15 protein-coding genes are annotated in these 17,220 nt (G+C 74.3%); 9 read left to right on the top strand and 6 right to left on the bottom strand.

Annotated elements, in window-relative coordinates:
* The first annotated feature begins 18 nt into the window (after positions 1-18).
* Entirely contained in the window at positions 19-1,002 is a 984-nt protein-coding gene (locus IO29_RS33340; RefSeq protein WP_030379094.1) for an NAD-dependent epimerase/dehydratase family protein, read from the top strand.
* 103 nt (positions 1,003-1,105) lie between these two features.
* Here IO29_RS33340 and IO29_RS33335 read toward each other — a convergent pair whose 3' ends face one another.
* On the bottom strand, positions 1,106-2,218 hold the full coding sequence (locus tag IO29_RS33335; RefSeq protein ID WP_030379093.1) for a sensor histidine kinase: 1,113 nt from the start codon (positions 2,216-2,218) through the stop codon (positions 1,106-1,108).
* On the bottom strand, positions 2,211-3,122 hold the full coding sequence (locus tag IO29_RS33330) for a response regulator transcription factor (protein ID WP_051707502.1): 912 nt from the start codon (positions 3,120-3,122) through the stop codon (positions 2,211-2,213). Before IO29_RS33330 ends, IO29_RS33335 begins: the two co-directional genes overlap by 8 nt.
* Before the next feature lie 104 nt (positions 3,123-3,226).
* Here IO29_RS33330 and IO29_RS33325 point away from each other — a divergent pair, with 104 nt between their 5' ends.
* From IO29_RS33325 to IO29_RS40295, 3 genes are read left to right on the top strand one after another with little or no spacing between them, the layout of a single operon-like run.
* Entirely contained in the window at positions 3,227-3,967 is a 741-nt protein-coding gene (locus IO29_RS33325; RefSeq protein ID WP_030379091.1) for a glycosyltransferase family 2 protein, read from the top strand.
* Positions 3,964-4,680, top strand: a complete 717-nt coding sequence (locus tag IO29_RS33320; protein ID WP_030379090.1) for a TIGR04282 family arsenosugar biosynthesis glycosyltransferase — start codon at positions 3,964-3,966, stop codon at positions 4,678-4,680. The genes IO29_RS33325 and IO29_RS33320 overlap by 4 nt, the downstream gene beginning before the upstream one ends.
* Positions 4,677-5,531 (top strand): class I SAM-dependent methyltransferase, encoded by an 855-nt coding sequence (locus IO29_RS40295; RefSeq protein WP_030379089.1) that lies wholly within the window; start codon positions 4,677-4,679, stop codon positions 5,529-5,531. The genes IO29_RS33320 and IO29_RS40295 overlap by 4 nt, the downstream gene beginning before the upstream one ends.
* 358 nt (positions 5,532-5,889) lie before the next feature.
* Here IO29_RS40295 and IO29_RS33310 read toward each other — a convergent pair whose 3' ends face one another.
* A complete protein-coding gene (locus IO29_RS33310; RefSeq protein ID WP_030379087.1) occupies positions 5,890-7,131 on the bottom strand; it encodes a molybdopterin-dependent oxidoreductase in 1,242 nt (413 codons plus the stop codon).
* Positions 7,132-7,341: 210 nt separating this feature from the next.
* Between IO29_RS33310 and IO29_RS33305 the strand changes: the two genes are divergently transcribed.
* Positions 7,342-8,676 (top strand): hypothetical protein, encoded by a 1,335-nt coding sequence (locus tag IO29_RS33305; RefSeq protein WP_030379086.1) that lies wholly within the window; start codon positions 7,342-7,344, stop codon positions 8,674-8,676.
* 93 nt (positions 8,677-8,769) lie between these two features.
* On the opposite strand, the gene IO29_RS33300 is transcribed toward IO29_RS33305, so the two are convergent.
* Entirely contained in the window at positions 8,770-9,225 is a 456-nt protein-coding gene (locus tag IO29_RS33300; protein WP_030379085.1) for a MarR family winged helix-turn-helix transcriptional regulator, read from the bottom strand.
* Positions 9,226-9,384: 159 nt separating this feature from the next.
* On the opposite strand from IO29_RS33300, the gene IO29_RS33295 reads away from it, so the two are divergent.
* Together IO29_RS33295 and IO29_RS33290 are read left to right on the top strand one after the other, a co-directional pair.
* Positions 9,385-10,842 carry an MFS transporter gene (locus tag IO29_RS33295; RefSeq protein ID WP_030379084.1) on the top strand — a complete coding sequence of 486 codons (1,458 nt, stop codon included), beginning with the start codon at positions 9,385-9,387 and terminating at the stop codon, positions 10,840-10,842.
* 130 nt (positions 10,843-10,972) lie between these two features.
* Positions 10,973-11,551 carry a cysteine hydrolase family protein gene (locus IO29_RS33290; protein ID WP_030379083.1) on the top strand — a complete coding sequence of 193 codons (579 nt, stop codon included), beginning with the start codon at positions 10,973-10,975 and terminating at the stop codon, positions 11,549-11,551.
* Positions 11,552-11,579: 28 nt separating this feature from the next.
* Here IO29_RS33290 and IO29_RS33285 read toward each other — a convergent pair whose 3' ends face one another.
* Positions 11,580-13,331 (bottom strand): MFS transporter, encoded by a 1,752-nt coding sequence (locus IO29_RS33285; protein WP_051707501.1) that lies wholly within the window; start codon positions 13,329-13,331, stop codon positions 11,580-11,582.
* Positions 13,332-13,508: 177 nt separating this feature from the next.
* On the opposite strand from IO29_RS33285, the gene IO29_RS33280 reads away from it, so the two are divergent.
* On the top strand, positions 13,509-15,353 hold the full coding sequence (locus tag IO29_RS33280) for a SpoIIE family protein phosphatase (RefSeq protein ID WP_030379081.1): 1,845 nt from the start codon (positions 13,509-13,511) through the stop codon (positions 15,351-15,353).
* 97 nt (positions 15,354-15,450) lie between these two features.
* Positions 15,451-15,924 (top strand): DUF4396 domain-containing protein, encoded by a 474-nt coding sequence (locus IO29_RS33275; RefSeq protein ID WP_030379080.1) that lies wholly within the window; start codon positions 15,451-15,453, stop codon positions 15,922-15,924.
* Positions 15,925-16,019: 95 nt separating this feature from the next.
* On the opposite strand, the gene IO29_RS33270 is transcribed toward IO29_RS33275, so the two are convergent.
* Entirely contained in the window at positions 16,020-17,084 is a 1,065-nt protein-coding gene (locus tag IO29_RS33270) for a glucose 1-dehydrogenase (protein ID WP_030379079.1), read from the bottom strand.
* Positions 17,085-17,220 lie beyond the last annotated feature (136 nt).

Here is a 17,220-nt window from a genome sequence, read left to right as displayed (position 1 = left end):
CGGCCTAGCGTGGGCGGCATGCGCGTACTGGTCACCGGCTCGGCCGGGTTCATCGGGTCCCATGTCGTCGACGCCCTCGCCGCCCGCGGTCACGAGACGGTCGGGCTGGACGTGCGGGAGGACGGCGCCGACGTGCGCGACCCCGAGGTGGTCGCGGCCCGGCTGCGCGGGGTGGACGCCGTCTGCCACCAGGCGGCGATGGTCGGCCTCGGCACCGGGTTCGCGGACGCGCCGGAGTACGTCTCCCGCAACGACCTCGGCACCGCCGTACTGCTCACCGCCATGGCGGCGGCGGGGGTACGGCGTCTGGTGCTCGCCGGGTCGATGGTGGTGTACGGCGAGGGCGCCTACGCCTGCCCGCGGCACGGGGCGGTGCGGCCGGGCCCCCGGGCGGTGGCCGACCTCGACGCCGGCCGCTTCGAGCCGCCGTGCCCGCGCTGCGGTGCGGCGCTCGCCCCCGGGCCGGTCGGCGAGGACGCCCCCACCGACCCCCGCAATGTGTACGCCACCACCAAGCTGGCCCAGGAGCACCTGGCCGCCGCGTGGGCCCGCTCGACCGACGGCTCGGCGGTGTCGCTGCGCTACCACAACGTGTACGGCCCCCGGATGCCCCGCGACACCCCGTACGCGGGCGTCGCCTCCTTCTTCCGCTCGGCGCTGGCCCGCGGCGAGTCCCCCCGCGTCTTCGAGGACGGCGGCCAGCGCCGCGACTTCGTCCACGTCCGCGACGTGGCGGCCGCCAACGCGACGGCCCTGGAGGCGGACGCACCCCGGGGCGCCCTGACCCCGTACAACACCGGCAGCGGCACCCCGCACACGATCGCCGACCTGGCCTCCGCCCTCGCCACGGCCTGCGGGGGCCCGCCCCCGGTGGTGACGGGCGAATACCGCCTGGGCGACGTCCGCCACATCACGGCCGACTCGAGCCGGTTGCGGGCGGACCTGGGCTGGAAACCGGAGGTGCCGTTCGAGGAGGGGGTACGGGAGTTCGCGCACTCGTGAGGGGAGCACCCGCGCCCGTGAGGGGCGCGGGGAACGGCGCGAACCACCACAAACCCACTCGCACCCGCCCAACCAACGAGCACCCCCCGAGCTTGAACGCGCCCTAAGCCCCCACCACCGGCAACGTCACCTCGAACCGACACCCTCCCACCACATTCCTTACCTCCGCCCTCCCCCGATGCGCCTCCACGATCCCCCGCACGATCGCGAGCCCCAACCCCGCCCCCGCCGGAGGCGTCCTCGCATCGGTCCCCCGCCACCCCGTGTCGAACACCCGCGGCAACTCCTCCTCCGGAATCCCCCCGCACGCGTCGGTGACCGACAGCACCACCCCGTCCGCCGACCGCTCCGCGGCCACCGCGACCGTCCCATCCGCCGGCGTCCGCCGGATCGCGTTGACCAGGAGATTCCCCAGCACCCGGCTCATCTCCTTGCCGTCCACCTCCACCGGCACCGCCTCGATCCGGTCCCCCACCAGCCGCACCCCGTGCTCACGGGCGAGCGGATCCGCCCCGGCGAGGGCGTCGCCGACGAGGTCGTAGACCGACATCCGGGACGGCGACAGCGCCAGTGCCCCCGCGTGGATACGGGAGAGCTCGAAGAGGTCGCCCACCATCCCGTTGAGCCGCTCCACCTCCGTGCGGATGCGGCGCAGATAGCGGTCGGGGTCGGCGGCGACCCCGTCCTCCAGCGCCTCGGCCATCGCGCGCAGCCCGGCGAGCGGGGTGCGCAGGTCGTGCGAGATCCAGGCGACGAGTTCGCGCCGGGAGGACTCCAGGGCCCGCTCCCGCTCCCGGGAGCGGGCGAGCTTGGCACTGGTGGCGGCCAGCTCGCGGCTGACCTCGGCGAGTTCGGCGGTGCCGGGGCTCGCGGGCGCGGCGAAGTCCCCGCCGTCGCCGAACGAGCGTGCGGCGAGGGCGAGTTCGCGGCTGCGGGCGACGACCCAGCGGCCCAGCAGCAGCGCGGTGGCCAGGGAGACGACGGCCGCCATGGCGACGACCGTGGTGACGACGGAGAGGTCGTGCGCGGACAGGAACATGGCCTGGGCGACGGCGAGCGTGCCGGCCAGCATCGCCCCGACGGCGACGGCGGCGACGACGGCCACGGAGGCGGTGAGCGAGCGGCGGCGCAGCAGCCACAGGGCGCCCAGGCCGAGCAGTCCGGCGGCGGCGGCGCCGAGGAAGGCGAACAGGACGATGAGCAGCGTGTCACGCACGGCCGGCGCTCCCCTCGGCGGGCCGCCCCGCGCCCCCGGCCGCCTCGGCCGCCTCGGCCGTCCCGACCGTCCCGACCGCCCCGGCCGCCTCGGCCGCCTCCGCCCCCGTCGGCTCGAACCTGTATCCGACCCCCCACACCGTCTGGATCAGCAGCGGCCGGGCCGGATCGTCCTCCACCTTGCCGCGCAGCCGCCGGACATGGACCGTGACGGTGGACAGGTCGCCGAAGTCCCAGCCCCACACCTCGCGCATCAGCTCCTCCCGGCCGAACACTCGCCGGGGGTGGGCGAGCAGGAACGCCAGGAGGTCGAACTCGCGCAGGGTGAGGGCGAGTTCGGTGCCGTGCTTGGTGGCGCGCCGGGCCGCCGGGTCCAGGACGAGACCGGCGGCGCGCAGCGGCCGGGTGTCCGCCCCGGGCCGGGTGCGGCGCAGTACGGACTGCACGCGCAGCACGAGTTCACGCGGGCTGAACGGCTTGGTGACGTAGTCGTCCGCGCCCACCTCCAGGCCGAGGATGCGGTCGTCCTCGTCGCCGCGTGCCGTCAGCATGACGACCGGCACGGGGCCGCGCTCCCGCAGCCGGCGGCAGACCTCCAGGCCGTCCATGCCGGGCAGCATCAGGTCGAGGACGACCAGGTCGGGCCGGTGCGCGGCGGCGCGGGCGAGCGCGGCCGGGCCGTCCCCGGCGCGGTCCACCACGTATCCCGCGCGGTCCAGGTATCCGGAGACGACCTCGGCGACGGTCGGGTCGTCGTCCACGACCAGAATCCGCGCTCCGGAGGCGTCCGGGGCTCCGGCGGCCTCCGGGGCGCCGCCGGTGGCCGGGACTCCGGCGGCGTTCGGGACTCCGCCGCCTTCCCGCGCCGTCGCTTCGGTGGCCGGGGACTCGTTGGGCTGTCGCATGCGACCAGCCTCCCACCGCGCCCCCGGGAGCGCCGACGACGGCCTTCGACGTCCGTGTTTCGTAAGGAGCGGACGCCCCGGAATGTCCGTTTCCGATTCGTAGGGTGAAGGCCGTGACGAGCCCTTCTCCCCACTCCTCCGACCCGGACGACGCCGTCGGCGTCGACGTGGTCCTGCCCTGTCTCGACGAGGCCGACGCCCTGCCGTGGGTGCTGCGCCGCATCCCGCCCGGCTGGCGTGCTTTGGTCGTGGACAACGGTTCCACCGACGGGTCGGCCGACCTCGCCGCCGCGCTCGGCGCCACGGTGGTGCGCGAGCCGCGCCGCGGTTTCGGCGCCGCCTGCCACGCGGGGCTCGCGGCGGCCACCGCGGACGTCGTCTGCTTCTGCGACTGCGACGCCTCGCTCGACCCGTCGCTCCTCGTCCCGTTCGTGCGGGAGGTGCGCGCGGGCCGGGCCGACCTGGTGCTCGGCCGGCGGCGGCCGCAGGGTCCGGGCGCCTGGCCCGCGCACGCCCGGGCCGGCAACCTCGCGCTCTCCCGGATGCTGCGGCGCCGCACCGGGCTGCGGCTGCGCGACCTCGGTCCGCTGCGTGCCGCCCGCCGGGAGGCACTGCTCGGCCTGGGCCTCACCGACCGGCGCAGCGGCTATCCGTTGCAGATGGTGGTGCGCGCGGCCGACGCCGGCTGGCGGGTCGCCGAGCACGACGTGCCGTATCTGCCGCGCACGGGCGCGTCGAAGGTGACCGGTACCTGGCGCGGGACCTGGCAGGCGGTCCACGACATGCGCCGCGTCCTCGCCGAACCGCCCGTGCACCACGCCGTGGAAGGAGGTACGCCCCGATGACGCTCGCGCATCCGCCCATCCTGCTCGTCATCGCCAAGGAGCCCCGGCCGGGCCGGGTCAAGACCCGGCTGACGCCGCCGTTCACTCCGGAGCAGGCGGCCGCCCTGGCCGAGGCCGCGCTCGCCGACACCCTGGCGGCGGTGGCGGCGGCCCCGGCGGCCCGGCGCGTCCTGGTGCTCGACGGCCGGCCGGGGCCGTGGCTGCCGCCCGGCTTCGAGGTGGTACCGCAGTGCGCGGGCGGCCTGGACGAGCGGCTGGCGGCGGCCTTCGCCCAGTGCCGGGGCCCCGCCCTGCTCATCGGCATGGACACGCCGCACGTCACGCCCGCCCTCCTCACGGTCGGCTTCGACGACTGCGACGCGTACCTCGGGCTCGCCGAGGACGGCGGTTTCTGGGCGCTGGGCCTCGCCGCGCCCGACCCCGCGCTGGTGCGCGGGGTGCCGATGTCGACGGACCGCACGGGTGCGGTCCAGCGCGACCGCCTGCTCCGCGCGGGGCTGCGGCTGCGCGCACTGCCCCCGCTGCGCGACGTCGACACGGCCTCCGACGCCCACGCGGTCGCCATGGCGGCACCGGGAAGCCGCTTCGCGGCCGAGTTCGACCGCCTCACGGGGGTCCGGGGGCAGCGGAGTTCGGACCCGCGGGGTGCGGACGCGGAGGGGCGGCGGCCGGCCGCCGCCGGTGTCCGGCCCCTTGGGGGTGGCGTCCGATGACCACCGCACGGGAGGCGCGTCCGCCCGTCGCCACGGCCCCGGGCGAGGTGGCTGCCCCGGCGCCGCGCCCCGGCCGTACGTCACGCTCGCCGGTTCCCGTCTCCTGGTCGGCGGACCCGTACGCCGACGCCCTGCGCACCGGCCGCGGCCCCCTCTTCCTGCGGCGCTCCGACGGGTGGCTGCTGCCGCTGGAGGTGGAGCGCTGGTGCGCGGCGGCCGACGCGGCCGACGAGGAGGTGCTGCGCCGCTGCGAGGGCCCGGTGCTCGACGTCGGCTGCGGCCCGGGCCGCCTGGTGGCCGCGCTGTCGGCGCGGGGCCGGCCCGCGCTCGGGGTGGACGTCAGCGAGGCGGCCGTGGCCCACACGCTCCGGCTCGGCGGCCGGGCGCTGCGCCGCTCGGTCTTCGAGCCGCTGCCCGGCGAGGGCCGCTGGGGCACCGCGCTGCTCGTCGACGGCAACGTCGGCATCGGCGGCGACCCCGTGGCCCTCCTCTCCCGGATGCGTGAACTGCTGCGCTCCGGCGGCCTGTTGCTCGCCGAGACGGTACCGGCGGCGGACGTCGACGAGCGGGCCGACGTCCGCCTCGTACGGGAGGCGTACGGTGCGGGCGTCGCCGCCGAGGCACCCGGCGCCGCGTTCCCGTGGGCCCGGCTCGGCGCACCGGCGCTGCTCCGGTACGCCGCGCGCGCGGGCTGGCGCCCGGCCGGTCAGTGGTCGGCCGGCGGGCGCCGCTTCGTCGCCCTGCGCAGCCGCCGCAGGAGCAGCAGCGCGCTGCCGCCGAACAGTACGGCGGTGATCAGCAGCCAGCGGCCGAGGAACCCGTCGGCGGGCAGCGCGGTGGCGGACCGGTAGCGGTCGGCCACCTGCCCGCCGATCAGCGGGAACCACACCAGCAGCAGGAGCCCTGACAGTGCGGCCGGTACGCGTACGTATCCGGCCCACTCCCGGCGGCGGACCGCGCCGAACGCCCGTACGGCGGCGCGGTCGAGCCCCGCGTACAGCGGCAGCAGCACCAGGTCGTGCAGCAGCGCCGCGCCCACGAACCACAGCACGAGGCGGAACCGGTCCTCCGCCTCCGTCAGCAGCCGCGTCCCCGCGTATCCGGCGAGCGCGAACGAGCAGGCGAGCAACAGGAGTTGGAAAGGGCTGCCGAGGACCGCCGCCCGCCGCACACCCGCGAGCCGCCGCCCCGCCCTCCTCACGGCCCCCTTCACCTGACACCTCCGAAGGTCATACGGGCCACCCACTTGGTGTTGAGCACGCCGGGCGCCGCGGGCACGATCACGCGCGCCGGGTAGCCGTGGTCCGGGGTCAGCTCCTCGCCGTTGGCGTACAGGGCCAGGAGCGAGCGCGGGTCGGCCACCTGGTTGGCGCGCAGCGCCGCGTGGCGGAAGGCGCCGTGCCGTTGGAGCGACTCGACGAACACGTCCGGCGGGTCCTCGTAGCCGACGAGCGCGGCGAGGTCGCGCAGCCGTACGCCGCGCCACCACTGGTCCGAGGTCGACCAGCCCTCCACGCAGGCGAGGGGCAGGGCGGAGCTGCGCAGATCCATGGCCAGCAGGGCGGATCTGGTCAGCCGGACGGTGCCGGTGCGTCCGGTGACGGTCAGCCGCCAGGCCTCGTCGCCGGTCTCCGCCGTCGAAATGCCCGCGTACGCCGCCGTCTTGTTGATCTGGAAGGCACCGGGTCCGCTGCCCGGTTCGGCGCCGCCGTGCGGTGCGAGGAGCGCCGTGCGCCGCAGTGGCCCGTCGAAGCTGCGGCCGGCCGTGGTGGCGAACAGCAGCAGCGATCCGCCGCCGACGAGGCCGAGGGCGCCGCGCCGGGAGACGGTGGGGTCGGCGGGCTCCTGTGCGGCCGACTCATCGGGCCGCGACCGGAGTTCGCGCAGATTGCGCAGGGCGGTCGGCGTCCGCAGGACCGCGTGGGCGAGGAACGCGGCGAAGAACACCCATGCCCCGTAGAAGTGCAGCGGGTAGAAGGAGCCGGGGAAGACGTAGTCGAGCTGGACGTTGAGCACGCCGGTGGTGAACTCGAAGAGCGCGCCGCCGACCAGGAGCAGCAGGGAGAGCCGTTCGGCCGCGTGGGCGAGGGAGCGTGCGGGCGGCAGCGTGAACAGCTTCGGCACCACCGACCACAGCTTGGCGAGCAGCACCGGGACCAGGGTGACGCCGAGCGTGACATGGATGCCCTGGGTGAGCCGGTAGAGCCAGGGCGGATCGGTGGGCCAGTCGAAGAGGTAGAAGCCGAGTAGGCCCTTGTCCGGGGTCTTGTCGTTGACCGGTGACAGATCCGGGTTGTAGGCGGCGTACGACAGCAGTCCGGTGACGAAGAGCAGGGTGATCCCGCCGAGCAGGACGACACCGAGCAGCGCGGTGAAGCGGGTGCCGCGCACGGGGCTGCGCCAGAAGGCGGGCGCGAAGGGTGAGCGGGTGAGGAGGGTGGTCCGTGCCATGTGCCCGACCGTAGGCGCGGATCACCTGCGCGAAGCCGCTGCGAACCATGACGAAACACTGACGTCCGCCCCGGCCGCCGCCCGTCCCGCGCGCCCGCGGCCTAGCGTTCCGGTGTGAACCGCGCTCCCCTCCGCGACCGCTCCGGCGGCCGCCCGCACCTCCGCCGCCCCGACCGTCCGCAGGACCTCCGCCGTGACCGACGCCGCGATCTGTACGCCGTCCTGGCCGCCGCGCTGCTCGTGACGGCGGCCGCGCTCATCGGCACCGCGATCGAGCGCCGGGACGGCACGCTCCACGTGGGATGGCCGCCGCTGTACGCCAACTGGGCGCCGCACACGGGCCCGGGCACCCCGGCCGCGGTGGCCGTGGCGGTCCTGGTGGTGGCGTACGGTCCCGCGCTCGCCGCCCGGCTGCCGTGGCGGGCGCTGCTCGCCGCGGTGTGGGGTGCGGCGCTGGCGTGGACGTTCTCCCTCGCCCTCGTCGACGGGTGGCAGCGGGGGCTCGCACGGCGGCTGACCACCCGCTACGAGTATCTGCGTGCCGTGGACCGTTTCTCCGACATCCCCGCCACGCTGCGGGACTTCACCCACCACATCCTGCTGGACTCGCCGGAGCACTGGCCGCCGCACGTGGCCGGGCATCCCCCGGCGTCGACCCTCACCTTCGTCCTGCTCGACCGGATCGGGCTGGGCGGCGGCGCGTGGGCGGGGGTGTGGTGCGTGACCGTGGGGACGTCGGCTGCGGTCGCGGTCCTCGTCGCCGTGCGGGCGCTGTCGGGCGAGCAACTGGCCCGCCGGGCGGCGCCGTTCGTGGTCCTGGCCCCGGCCGCGGTGTGGGTGGGGACCTCGGCGGACGGGTACTTCGCGGGGGTCGCGGCGTGGGCGGTGGCGTGTCTGGCGCTCGCGGCGACGGGCCGTCGGGCATGGGCCTTCGGACTCGGCGCGGGGCTGCTGTGCGGGCTGACGGTCTACCTCTCGTACGGCCTCGCGCTGTTCGTCGTCCTCGCGGGCGCGGTACTGCTGCTGGGCACGCGGCGCCGGGCGGTGCTGCCGTGGCTGGTGGCGGGGTGTGCGGTGGTGCCGGTGGTGTTCACCTGGCTCGGCTTCGACTGGTGGGAGGCGTACCGGCTGCTGGTGCGGCGCTACTACCAGGGGGCGGGCGGGGTCCGACCGTACGGCTACTGGGTGTGGGCGAACCTGGCGTGCACGGTACTGGTGGTGGGCCCGGCCACGGTGGCGGGACTGCGCCGCACGGGGGCGGTGCCGGCCGGCGCGGCGAGCCGGGCGGACGTACGGCTGGTACGGCCGCGACCGGCGCGGTGGTCCGCGGAGGTGCGGCTCGCGGTGCTGGTGGGGGCGGCACTGGCCGCGCTGCTGGCGGCGGACCTGTCCGGGATGAGCAAGGCGGAGACCGAACGGATCTGGCTGCCGTTCGCGATGTGGCTGCTGCCGGCGGGGGCGCTGGTCAGTGACGTACGGGTATGGCTCGGCGCGCAGGCTCTGGTGGCGCTGCTGCTCAACCATCTGCTGCTGACCGGCTGGTGACGGGCGTGCGGTGACGGGCATCGGGTGCCGAGGGGCATCGGGCGGTGACGGGCGTCGGGTGGTGACGGGCGTCGCCGCGCGGCCCGTCGGGGTTCAGGGCCGGGGCCAGGGGCGGCCGCCGATCCGTTCGATGCCCGTGTTGAACCGCTTCAGGTAGGACGCGAAGGCGGCGATGTCGTCGTCGGACCAGTCGGCCATCACCTGGTCGAGCGAGCGGACGATCCCCTCGCGCTCCTCGTCGAGCAGCCGGCCGCCCTTGTCGGTGAGGCGGAACTTGCGGGCCATCCCGCCCTCGGGGTCCGGGATGCGCTCGACCAGTCCGGCGCGCATCGCGGCGGCGGTCTGCCGGTTGAGGGTGGAGGCGTCGAGCCCGAAGGCGTCACTGAGCTCGCCGATCGACATGGGCCCCTGCACCCGGATGCGGCTGAGCAGGATGTAGGCGCTGCGTTCCAGCACGCCGTCCTTGCGGCGGCCGCCGCCCTTGTTCAGGAAGGTGTGGCGGCTGAGCAGCATCTGCTCGTACTCGACCTCGTGCGCCGGACTGTCCATGGCTCCATCGTCTCATATGCATGTGCACCACACACATAACATGCGCGATACATATGACATGTATGATGCACATCCCTTGCCGCACTCGTTCGGCACGCGAGGGGCACGCAGCCTCCGCGCGGTCTTCCGGTAGTACACACAGTCGAGGAGTCGAGTCCCATGGACGCCCCCCAGACCACGGCCCGTTCGGGCGGCGTGGTCGCCACGCTGGCCCTGGCCGGCATCACGGCAGCGATCATGCAGACGCTGGTCACCCCGCTCCTCCCGGAGCTGCCGCGGATCCTGCACACCTCGTCGGCGAACGCCGCCTGGGTCATCACGATCACCCTGCTCGTCGGCGGTGTGTGCGTGCCGATATCCGGCCGCCTCGGCGATCTGCTGGGCAAGCGCCGGATGCTGCTCGCGTGCGCCGTGCCGCTGATCGCGGGCTCGGTGGTGTGCGCGCTGTCCTCCTCGGTGACGCCCATGATCATCGGGCGGGGGCTACAGGGGATGGGCATGGGCATGGTGCCGCTCGGCATCGCCCTGCTGCGGGACGTGGTCCCGATGGAGCGGCTCAGCTCCTCCATCGCGCTGGTCAGCGCCTCCATGGGGATCGGCGGCGGGCTCGGTCTGCCGATCGCCGCGGCCGTCGCGCAGTACGCGGACTGGCGCGTGCTGTTCTGGGGCTCGGCCGGTCTGGCCGCCGTCGTCGCGGTCCTGATCTGGTTCCTGATCCCGGACGTCCCGGCGGGCGCGAAGGGCCAGCGCTTCGACGTGCCCGGCGCGCTCGGCCTCGCCGTCGGTCTGGTCTCCCTGCTGCTGGCGATCTCCGAGGGCGCCGACTGGGGCTGGGGCTCGGCCACCACACTGGGCCTGTTCGCCCTGGCCGTCGTGGCGCTGGCGGGCTGGGGCTGGTGGGAGACGCGCACCACCGATCCGCTGATCGACCTGCGCACCGCGGCCGTCCCGCGGGTGCTGCTCACCAACGCCGCCTCGATCTTCGTCGGCTTTGCGATGTACGCGAGCATGCTGGTGATGCCGCAGCTGTTGCAGTTCCCCGAGGCCACCGGGTACGGACTGGGGCAGTCGATGCTCGCGGCCGGTCTGTGGATGGCGCCCGGCGGCGTCATGATGATGTTCGTCTCGCCGCTCGGCGGGAAGCTCACCAACGCCCGGGGACCGAAGTTCACGCTGGTCTGCGGGGCGCTGGTCATCGCCGTCGGCTACGGCGTGTCCATGCCGCTGATGGGGTCGGCGTGGGGGCTGATGGTCGTCGGCATCGTCATCAACAGCGGTGTGGGGCTGGCCTACGGGGCGATGCCCGCGCTGATCATGAGCTCGGTGCCGCTCGACGAGACGGCCGCCGCGAACGGCTTCAACACGCTGATGCGCTCGCTGGGCACCTCGATCGGTTCCGCCGTCATCGGCGTGATCCTCGCCCAGATGACCACGACGATGGGCGGTCACTCCTTCGCCTCCGAGTCCGGCTTCCGCACGGCGCTGCTGGTCGGCGGCGGGCTCGCACTGGTCTCCGCGCTGATCGCGGCGGTCATCCCCGCGGTGCGCGGTGGCGGGTCGGGCGGGTCGCAGAGCGCCCCCGCCGTGCCGGCCAAGGAGGCGGCGGTCGAGGGCTGACGGCTTCCCGAGGCGTTGTCAGTGGTCGGGCCTAGTGTGGGTGTCGAGGGAAGAGCGCGGGGGTCGGCAGCCCCCGCGACCACCGGCACGTCCACCGGCGTGACCACCGACACCACTACTGGGGGCTTCCATGACGACCTTGTCCGGCCGGCCGCACACCGCGCTGCTCGTGATCGACGTGCAGAACGACGTGATGGCGGGCGCTCACGACCGCGACGGTGTCGTCGCGAACATCGCCGCCCTGGTGGACCGGGCCCGCGCCGAGGACGTGCCCGTGGTGTGGGTGCAGCACTCGGACGAGGGCCTCGTGCGGGGCAGCGAGGGCTGGCGGTACGTGCCCGAGCTGGTCCGCCGGGAGAGCGAGCCGGTGGTGCACAAGAAGTACGGGGACTCCTTCGAGGACACGAAGCTGGAGGAGGTGCTCGCGGGGCGCGGTGTGGGGCGGGTCGTGGTGACCGGCGCGGCGACCGACATGTGCGTCCGCTCCACGCTCCACGGCGCCTTCGTCCGGGGGTACGACGTGACGCTCGTCGGTGACGCGCACACCACGGAGGACCTCACGGCCCATGGGGCACCGGCCCCCGAGCAGGTCATCGCCCACACCAACCTCTACTGGGGTTTCCACAACGGCCCGGGCCGCCGGGCGGAGACGGTCGGGACGAAAGAGGTGACGTTCGCGGCGGCGGCCTCGGCCGGCGCGGAGGGCTGAGGGGACCGGCCCTCGGTCCGGCGACGGGTCACGGGCGCTCGCGCGCGGGGCGCCGGCCGTCGTCGGTGAGGGGGTCGTCGGTGACGGGGGACGCGTCTCGCGGGCTCGGGTGGTGCCGGCCGCGCAGGGCGGACGCGGCGGCGGCCACCAGGGCCATGCCCGCGGCCACGCCGAACACGATGGTGAGCCCGTGGTGGAACGGCCCCGACACCAGCTGCGGGAAGAAGCTGTGACCGGTGAGGACGTCGCGCTGGGCGGTGGTGAGCCGGTCGAGCGTGTCGCCGTCGGCGAGCAGATGGGCGATGGGGTTGTTGCCGAGGAACGTCGCGAACAGGGTGCTCACCGGCGGGAGTGACGCGGCCTGTTCGGCGGTGCCGGCCGGTACGCCGTGAGCCTGGAGTCCGCTGTTCAGCGCGGAGGGCAGGGAGGAGGCGAGCCCGGAGATCATCAGGGAGAAGAACACGCCGATGGACAGGGCGGTGCCCGAGTTCTGGAAGGTGGAGCGCATCCCGGAGGCCACGCCCCGGTACTCCGGCGGGACGCTGCCCATGATCGAGGAGGTGTTGGGCGAGGAGAACATGCCCTGGCCGATGCCGCTGAGCAGCAGCAGCGCGGCGAAGATCGGGTAGTCGAAGTCGACGGGGAGCGCGAGCAGTCCGAGGAAGGAGGCGGCGACCAGCACCAGTCCGGTGGTGGAGAACAGCCGGGCGCCGAACCGGTCGGAGAGGAAGCCGGAGACCGGGCCCGCGATCAGGAAGCCGACGGTCAGCGGCAGCATGAAGATGCCCGCCCACAGCGGGGTGTCCTCGAACTCGTAGCCGTGCAGCGGCAGCCAGATGCCCTGTAGCCAGATGATGAGCATGAATTGCAGTCCGCCGCGGGCGATCGCGGTGAGCAGTGCGGCGAGGTTGCCCGCGGCGAACGCCCGCACCCTGAACAGGGACAGCGCGAACATGGGTTCGGCGACGCGGCTCTCGACGACGCAGAAGACGAGCAGCAGGAACACCCCGCCGAACAGTCCGGCGAGGACCCAGGGGTTGCCCCAGCCGGTCGCGTCGGAGCCGTAGGGCTGGATGCCGTAGGTGATGCCGGCGAGCAGGATGCCGGCACCGGCCGCGAACGTGACGTTGCCGAGCCAGTCGACGCGTCCGGGGCGGCCGGTGGTGATCTCGCGCAGGCTCAGATACGACCAGACGGTGCCGGTGATGCTCACCGGGACGCTCACCCAGAACACCGCGCGCCAGTCGACGGCCGCGAGGAGGCCGCCGGCGAGCAGGCCGAGGAACTGTCCGGCGAGGGCGGTGATCTGGTTGATGCCGAGCGCCATGCCCCGCTGCCGGGAGGGGAAGGCGTCGGTGAGGATGGCCGCGGAATTGGCGGTGAGCATGGAGCCGCCGAAGGCCTGCACGATCCGCCACAGGATCAGCCACATCGCGCCGGCGCCCGCGCGGAACGGGTCGAGGGAGAGCGCGACGGAGGCGCAGGCGAAGATGAGGAAGCCCAGGTTGTAGATGCGCACCCGGCCGAACATGTCGCCGAGCCGGCCGAGGACGACCACGAGGACGGCCGAGACCAGCAGATAGCCGAGGATCATCCACAGCAGATAGCCGATGTTGCCGGGGGCGAGCGGGTCGAGACCGATCCCCCGGAAGATGGCGGGCAGCGAGATGATCACGATGGAGGCGTCCATCGTGGCGATCAGTACGCCGAGTGTGGTGTTGGACAGGGCGATCCACTTGTAGCCGGGGCCCACCGTTCCTGCCTTCGCTCCTGCTCCCATGATGCTCCACGCTAATTTCATCAGTCTGGACTGCTCAACCAAGACTGAGTAATCACTGCCGCCGGCCGGGTACCCCTCCTCGCCTCCCGACCCGGCCCGATGCCGCGAAACGGTTCAGACTGGGCCCATGGGGAACCGATGGTGGTTCGGACAGGGACGGAAAGGCGGTGAGGGGCCGTGAGCGGCGCCGGCCGTACTCCGGACGCGGACTTCCCGAGGGCCGTGCTGCACGACCTGGGCGCCGGAGTGATCACGATGGACCCGGGCGGACGGATCACCTCCGCCAATCCCTGGGCCGAGGAACTGCTCGGCCGCACCGCGGCGGAGATGGTCGGCCGGGATGCGCACGACCTGCTGCACCGCCAGGCCGACGGCGGCCCGGTCCCGCGCGAACAGTGCACGATGACCGATCCGCTGCGCGGCTCGCAGTCGGCCGAGGAGGGCAGCGAGGAGTACTTCCTGCGCGCCGACGGCACCCCCGTGCCGATCATCTGGGCCACCACCCCGCTGTGGCTGAACGGCCGCCGGGCCGGGGTGGTGCTCGTCTTCCACGACTTCAGCCTGCACCGCAGCGCCACCGAGCAGGCGGCCGCGCACACCGCCGCGCTGGAGGCGCTCACCGCCCGGCTGCACCTGGTCGCCGACATCTCCTCGGTGCTGATGGCGGGCGTGAGCACCTCGGGCAGCATGCGGCGGCTGCTGCGGCTGCTCGTCCCCGAGATGGGCGAATGGGCCGCGGTCGACGTGTGCTCCGAGCACTCCACCACCCTGGAGCGGGTCGCCGTGCGCAGCACGCACCACCGCCGTACCGGCCGGCTGAAGGGCCCCCTGCCCCCGCTGCCGGAGAAGCCCCGGCTGGCGGTGGCCCGGGCGCTGAACGGCGACCACCCCACCCGGCTGACCGCCGCCGGGCTGCGCGACTCCCCGGACGCGCCCCTCGCCGCCACCCACGGGCCGCTGTTCGAACGGCTCGGCGGTGAACACGCGGTCGTGGTGCCGCTGCGCACCCGGCAGCGGCCGTACGGCCTGCTCACCGTCGCCCGCACCGGCACCCCGCACACCGACGCCGAGGCCGCCGTACTGGCCGACATCGGCCGACGGGTGGCCCTGGTGATGGACAACGCCCGGCTCTACTACGAACAGCGCAACGTCGCCGAGACCATGCAGCGCCAACTGCTCGCACCACTCCCCCAGGTGAACCACCTGCGGATGGCCGCGCGCTACCGCCCGGCCCAGCGGGCCATGGAGATCGGCGGGGACTGGTACGACGCCTTCCTGCTCGGGGACGGCGTGATGGCCCTGGTCATCGGGGACGTCGTCGGGCACGACCTGAAGGCCGCCGCCCACATGGCCGAGGTCCGCAACATGCTGCGGGCGCTGGCCTGGGACCACTGCGAGCCGCCGAGTCTGATCATGCGGCGGCTGGACGAGGCGGTCACCAACACGAGTGACGCGCCGATGGCCACGGTGGTCTTCGCCCGGGTCGAGGGTCCCGAGGGCGGGCCCTGGCGGCTGCACTGGGTCAACGCGGGCCATCCGCCCCCGTTGCTGATCACCCGCGAGGGCACCACGCGCTTCCTCGAGGGCGGGCACGGCCCGCTGATCGGCATGAGCGCCACCCTGCACCTGGGCCTGAGCTGGCCGGACGCCGGTGAGGAGCTGCCGCCGGAGAGCACCCTGCTGCTGTACACCGACGGCCTGGTGGAGAGCCGCAACCGCCCGATCGACCTGGGGATGGCGACCCTGCGCCACCACGCCGGCGTGCTGGCACGGCGGCCCGCGGGGAACACGGTGGACGACTTCTGCGACGCGCTCCTCGAACGGATCGCCCCGAGCGGTGACGACGCGGCCCTGCTCGCACTGCGGCTGCCCGAGGCCGGCGCCGGGACGGCGGGCGACCTGCGGCCACCGCCGCCGCCCCAGGCGCCGTACAGCCCCGCCGCACCCGACCGGGCGGCCCCCGGCTCGGTCCAGGAGCACCCGCACGTGCAGGACCCGACGCGGGGCTTCCGCGAGGAGTGACGGGACCACACAGGAATACCCCCGCACAGGTATACCCCCTGGGGGTATACCGTTGTCACCCCACGCAAGCAGCAACCGCTACCGAAGGGGGACGGTCATGGACCACGACCACGACCACGCACACCACGCCGGCACCCGCGCGAGCTGGGCCATGGCGGCGCAGGCGACGCTGCACTGTCTGACCGGCTGTGCGCTCGGCGAGATCGTCGGCATGGTGATCGGCACCGCGGCGGGCCTGCACAACGCGGCGACGGTCGTGCTGTCCGTCGCCCTCGCCTTCGTCTTCGGCTACGCGCTGACCATGCGGAGCGTGCTGCGCGCGGGAGTGCCGCTGCGGCAGGCGGCGAAGGTGGCGCTGGCCTCGGACACCGTTTCCATCGCCGTGATGGAGCTGATCGACAACACCGTCATGGTCGGCGTGCCCGGCGCCATGACCGCCGGGCTGTCCGACCTCCTGTTCTGGGGCTCGCTGGCGTTCTCGCTCGCCCTGGCGTTCGTCGTCACCACGCCCGTCAACCGGTGGATGATCGGCCGCGGCAAGGGCCACGCGGTCATGCACGCCTACCACTGACCGCCGACCGCACGTCCCTGCCGCTGACCGCCGACCGCACGTCCCTGCCCCCGACCGCCGGTCGTACGTCCCTGGTACGGGCCGGCGGCCGTACGTCAGGCCGCGTCGGGATCCAGCATGATCACCGTCTTGATGTCGTCGTCCGGCCGCTGCTCGAACGCCTCGCCCGCCCGCTCCAGCGGCACCTTGCGGGTGATCAGACGGTGCAGCCAGTCGACGTCCGCCTCGGCCAGGGCGTCGGCGGCCTGCCGGTAGTGGCGGAGGTTGGCGTTGACGGAGCCGACCACGGCGTCGTTCTCCAGGACGATCTCCCGGTTCACCTGGCCCGCGTCCACCGTCAGCCGGCGCCCGACGGGCGAGACGCCGGTGAGGCAGACGATCCCGTACGCCGCCGTGCCGCTCATGCAGTCGAACACCACGGGACCGGCGCCGGTGGCCTCGACGACCACGTCCGGTCGCAGCGCGGAGATCACGTCGGTCGCGTCACCGGCGTGGTACGTCGCCCCCAGGGCCCGCACCGCCTCCGGCTTCGCCCCGTCGGCGACCCGGTCGAGCACGTGCACGTCCAGGCCGCGCTGCCGTCCCAGCAGGGCCGCGAGCAGGCCGATCGGGCCCGCGCCGGTGACCAGCGCCCGGCGCGGCTCGAACCACGCGCGGGCGCCCACCCGTTCGATCTGTTCCCAGGCCTTGGCCACCACGCTGGTCGGCTCCATCAGGACGCCCGCGAGACCGAGGCCGGGGTCGATGCGGACGGCGTAGTCCGCCTCCACGGACCACAGTTCGGAGCCGTAGCCGTCGCGGCCCTTGATGCCGCGCTCCTCGTAGCGGCCGTTGCGGCACATGTCGAACTCGCCGTGCGCGCAGGCGCCGCAGGGCTCGGGGTCGGGGCGGCGCACCACGCCCGCGACCAGGTCGCCGGCGCCGAACCCGCTGCCGTCCGGGGCGTGTTCCACCCGGCCCAGCGACTCGTGGCCGAGGACCAGCCGGTCCCGGCCCTCGGGCGCCTGTCCGTACTCCCCGCGGGCGATCTCCCGGTCGGTGCCGCACACGCCCAGCGCGAGCCCGCGGACGAGGAGTTCGCCGGCGGCCGGGGCCGGCTCGTCGATCTCCTGCGGGCTCGGGGTGACGGCGTGGCCGGGTCGTACGGTCAGGGCACGCATGCTGCTCCTTCTCCAGAGGGGGGACGGGAACGACGGGTGGGTCGGGCCGGAGGCCCGGCGCCGGGGCCTGTGGACGGGCCGGTGGGTGGGCCGGTGCGGTCTCCGTCGCCGGTTCCGGGGCCGTGAGCCGCTCGCG

It is taken from the genome of Streptomyces sp. NRRL F-6676 (genome assembly GCF_000725625.1).
GTDB lineage: Bacteria > Actinomycetota > Actinomycetes > Streptomycetales > Streptomycetaceae > Streptomyces.
The sequence above is the reverse complement of the archived record's forward strand: the minus strand, read 5'-3'. Positions and strand labels throughout refer to the sequence as shown.